The sequence below is a fragment of the Mesorhizobium sp. M7A.F.Ca.CA.001.08.2.1 genome (genome assembly GCF_003998455.1).
GTDB classification, from domain to species: Bacteria; Pseudomonadota; Alphaproteobacteria; order Rhizobiales; family Rhizobiaceae; genus Mesorhizobium; species Mesorhizobium ciceri.
Window position 1 is genome coordinate 1 of the sequence record NZ_RZPW01000565.1, and the last position, 4264, is coordinate 4264.

Genomic DNA, 4264 nt, shown 5'->3' on the forward strand with positions numbered 1-4264 from the left:
CTATCATGTCGAACATCACATGTTCCCGATGGTGCCCTATCACGCGCTGCCGAGGCTGCACGAATTGATCAAGCACGATCTGCCCGAGCCGAACCCTTCGATGTGGCATGCCTATCGCGAGGTCTGGCCGGTGCTGCTGAAGCAGCTTCAGTACGAGGATTATTTCCTCAAACGTGAATTGCCGCCGACGGCGCGGCCGTATCGGGACGAATTCCATGCACTGACCGTTCCGGCTGCGGCGGAATAGGGGAGAAGCAGATGGCCGACTGGGTTGAAGCGTGTGGCGTTGACGATGTCGAGGAAGAGGATGTCATCCGCTTCGATCATGGCGGCCGTACCTTCGCCATCTATCGCAGTCCCGATGACGAGTACTTCGCAACCGACGGGTACTGCACGCATGAGAAGGCGCATCTGGCCGATGGGCTGGTGATGGACGACATCATCGAATGCCCCAAGCACAATGGCCGCTTCAACTACAAGACGGGCGTGGCTCGAGGCGCACCGGTATGCGTCAATCTCGCCACCTATCCAGTGAAGGTCGAGGCTGGCAAAGTGATGATCCAGATCGGCTGACCTGCCGCCGAATGCAACTGAGGGAACCCTTTTGATGAGCCGAAAAAGACCGACGGTGGCGGATTTGCGCGCCATGAAGGGCAAGCGACAGCTGACCATGCTGCGTGTGCTGACGATGGACGAGGCCGAGGCCGCGGAGCGCGCAGGGGTCGACATCGTCTCGGTGCCGCCCGAATTGGTGCTCAACCCTGAGTACCGCGACGCGGCGCCTAGCCTGTTCACCATGCCGGGCGACAATTTCTACGAGATCGGCACGGCGGACGATTTCGTGCGCTGGGCCTTCCGGCTCTACAAGGCCGGCGCCGACGCGGTCTATTGCAGCGCCGGCTATGCCACGATCAAGCGGATGGCCGATGACAATATCCCGGTGATCGGCCATGTCGGGCTGATCCCGTCACGGGCGACCTGGACTGGCGGCTTCAAGGCGGTCGGCAAGACCGCCGACACCGCCATGGAGGTCTTCGCGGCGGTGAAGCAGCTGGAGGCCGCAGGCGCCATCGGCGCCGAGATCGAGGTGGTGCCGGTCGAGGTGGCCAAGGCGATCTCGGAGCGGACGTCGCTGATCATGCTGTCGATGGGAGCGGGTACCGGTTGCGATGCGCAATATCTGTTCGCCGACGACATTCTCGGCCAGAACCGTGGCCACATGCCCCGTCATTCCAAGGTGTATCGCAATTTCGCCGCCGAATATGATCGTTTGCAGGCCGAGCGTATCGCCGCGTTTTCGGAATATGTTGCCGACGTGAACAGTCTCGCCTACCCCGAAGACAGGCATGTGGTGCATATGGATCCGGCTGAACTCAGCCTGTTCATGAAGAGGGTCGACGGGGCGTGAAATCTCAAGGCAATGATGCGACGGACGAGGCCGCGCCGGTTCATATTCTCACGCTTTCCTGCGAGGATCGGCCGGGGATCGTCGCCGCCGTCACGGCGGAGCTTGCCGCGAACGGCGCCAACATCGCCGAAAGCAGCCAGTTCTGGGACCGGCAGACCAATCGCTTTTTCATGCGGATCGCCTTCATCAGCCCGTTAGGCTCGACCGGGGACAGTCTGGAGCGGGCCCTGGAATCAAGCGTCGATCGCTTCGGCATGAAGACCGCGCTGGTCGATCAGGGACGCCGCCCGAAGATCATCGTCATGGTCTCCAAGTTCGACCACGCGCTTCTCCATCTGCTGTACCAGATCAGGGTCGGCTGGCTGAACGCGGAGGTTGCAGCCGTCGTCTCCAACCACGAGGATGCCCGCCGCTTCGCCGAGCTGGAGGGCATTCCCTACCACCATTGGCCGACCACCAAGGAGAACAAGGCCGAACAGGAACAGAAGCTGCTGGACCTGGTGCAGCGGACAGGGGCCGAACTGGTCATCCTGGCGCGCTACATGCAGGTCTTTTCAAAAGGTCTGTCGGACCGGCTGTTCGGACGGGCGATCAACATCCACCATTCGTTCCTGCCGAGCTTCAAGGGCGCCAAGCCGTACCACCAGGCTTTCGACCGCGGCGTCAAGCTGATCGGTGCGACGGCGCATTACGTCACCTCCGACCTCGACGAGGGCCCGATCATCGATCAGGAGACCGAACGCGTCACCCATGCGATGAGCGCCGAGGATTTCGTCGCCGTCGGGCGCGACATAGAAAGCCGGGTACTGGCGCGCGCCGTCAAGCTGCATCTCGAAGCCCGCGTTATGCTTAACGGCCACAAGACCGTCGCCTTCTGAGAAGCCGCGTCAGGCCGGCCAATTTCCGCCGGCGAGCGCGGCGTAGAGCGCTTCGGCGTCGATACCGAGCGGCCGGTCCTCTTTCAGCATGGGGACGAGAGCGCGTATCACCGCGTGAAGTGCGGCCGTGCGCGGCGCCAGTGTGAAGCCGTCACGCAGGTCGACGGCCTGCGCGGCGGCCATCAATTCGAAGGCGATCAGCCACCGCCACAGCGCGATCATCCCTGCGCATTTCGCAACCGCCAGAGGTGTCTGCGTGGCGTGATCCTCGACGCCCTCCGACACGGCCAGAAAGTCGAGCATCACCGGATTGGCCTTATGGCGGATGGCGGCCAGGATCGAGGTCACTGTCTTCTGTAGCGGTACAAAGCCGGCGGAGGCGCCGCCGACCGGCGACAGATATTTCGGTAGGCCATTGCGGCCCGAACCGGTGAGCTGGATGAAGCGCGCGGCACTGGCCGCGGCACATTGGGCGATCGCCAGGCCGAGCGTCTCAAAGGCGAGCGCCAGTGCGGCGGTGTGGAAATTGCCGGTCGACAGTACCAGTTCATCATCGCCCAGCACCAGCGGGTTGTCGGCGGCGGCGTTGAGCTCGATCTCGACAGCCTGTCTCGCCTGGCCGATCGCCTCGATCAGTGCGCCATGGACCGACGACATGCAGCGGATCGACAGCGGGTCCTGCAAGGTGGTCGGTGCCGGCGCGTCGTCTCGGACGAGCAGATTGTGCAGCACCTTGGCTGCTTCCTGCTGGCCGGCTGCCGGGCGCGCCATATGCAGGCGCGGGTCGAGGATGGTGCGGTTGGCACCAAAACCTTCCATGGTCAAAGCCCCGGCATGCTGTTGCTGGGCCAGGGCAGTGAGGGCATCCGTCACTGCAAGTGCGCCGCTGCCGGCGGAAACCGCCGATGCGTTGATCAGCGATAGCCCGTCCTTGGGCGCCAGGCTGATCGGGGCGAGGCGCGCCATCATCAGCGCCTTGGCCGCCGGTATGCGACGGCCCTGATAGTCGGCTTCGCCTTCGCCGGTGAGCATGCGGGCGAGTGCCGTCATCAGCACCAGGTCGCCGGCTCCGATCGAACCGAGCGAGGGCATGACGGGATGGACGCCGGCATTGAGCGCGTCGAGCAAAGCAACGAAGACGGAAGACGAAAGGCCGGATCCGCCAACCGACAGCATCGCTGCACGCGCGGCCATGCTTGCCCGCACGGCATCGACCGGCAATCCTTCGCCGACGGCGCCGCTGCGTCCCTCCAGCAACTGGCGCTGGAAGGCTCCGGCATCGCCCTCTACAGCAGTGCCGAGATTGGCGCCGAGCCCGGTGTTCAAGCCATAGATCTGCTGGCCGGACGCTGCAGCCTGGTCGAGCACTCTTCGTGCCTTCTCAAGCCTGCCGATGACATCGGGTCCGATCTCCACCTTGCGCCCATCGCGGGCGACCGCAGCGACATCGCCGACGCCGACGCCGGTTCCGGTGAGGACGAGCGCGCTCATGCGAAGCGCAGTCTCTGGCCGATGCCTTGCGCCTGCGCCTTGGCCAGCATCGCCTTGCCCAACGCGATATCAGACAGCGACAGGCCACGATGCCAGAACAGGATCGTTTCGTCGTCGCTTTCGCGCCCGACTTTCAGGCCGGCGGCGATCTGGCCGAGCTCGGCATGCAGCGTCTTCTCGCTCAGCCGCCCGGTCTCGACATGGGCGCGTAGCGAGCCGAACTTGCCGCCCTTGCACTGGCCCCAATCGTCGACGACCATTTTCTGCATTATGTCAGTCAACGACAGTTCCACCGCGCTCATCGTGCCATAGGGCACGACCAGCGCGCCGGGCTTGATCCATTCGGTCTTCAGCAACGGCTGCGGCTCCGGCAGCCGCGAGGCCTCGACGACGATGTCGGCGCCCTCGATGCAGCTTTTCCAGTCGGCCACCGCTGTGACCGTCTTGCCGAGATCGGCGGAGAGTCCGGCGGCAAAACCGTCGCGGC

At 64.1% G+C, this 4264-nt stretch carries 5 protein-coding genes and 1 pseudogene; 4 read left to right on the plus strand and 2 right to left on the minus strand.

All coding sequences use genetic code 11. The features are described 5' to 3' along the window. The 4 genes from EN914_RS26360 to purU all read left to right on the plus strand — a co-directional run. The coding region (locus EN914_RS26360) for a fatty acid desaturase (RefSeq protein ID WP_206527241.1) at positions 1 to 247 on the plus strand (247 nt) is incomplete at its 5' end. An 11-nt stretch (positions 248 to 258) separates the two neighbouring features. Beyond that, a complete protein-coding gene (locus EN914_RS26365; RefSeq protein ID WP_013530832.1) occupies positions 259 to 573 on the plus strand; it encodes a MocE family 2Fe-2S type ferredoxin in 315 nt (104 codons plus the stop codon). A 34-nt stretch (positions 574 to 607) separates the two neighbouring features. Then, on the plus strand, positions 608 to 1408 hold the full coding sequence (locus EN914_RS26370) for a 3-methyl-2-oxobutanoate hydroxymethyltransferase (RefSeq protein ID WP_024501557.1): 801 nt from the start codon (positions 608 to 610) through the stop codon (positions 1406 to 1408). Further along, complete coding sequence (gene purU / locus EN914_RS26375) at positions 1405 to 2286, plus strand: formyltetrahydrofolate deformylase (RefSeq protein ID WP_024501556.1); 882 nt, start codon at positions 1405 to 1407, stop codon at positions 2284 to 2286. Before EN914_RS26370 ends, purU begins: the two co-directional genes overlap by 4 nt. A 9-nt stretch (positions 2287 to 2295) precedes the next feature. On the opposite strand, the gene hutH is transcribed toward purU, so the two are convergent. Both hutH and EN914_RS26385 read right to left on the minus strand, forming a co-directional pair. Next, entirely contained in the window at positions 2296 to 3777 is a 1482-nt protein-coding gene (gene hutH / locus EN914_RS26380; protein WP_024501555.1) for a histidine ammonia-lyase, read from the minus strand. Then, positions 3774 to 4264: pseudogene (locus tag EN914_RS26385) on the minus strand (ornithine cyclodeaminase family protein); the annotation flags it as partial. The gene hutH and the pseudogene EN914_RS26385, both read right to left, overlap by 4 nt.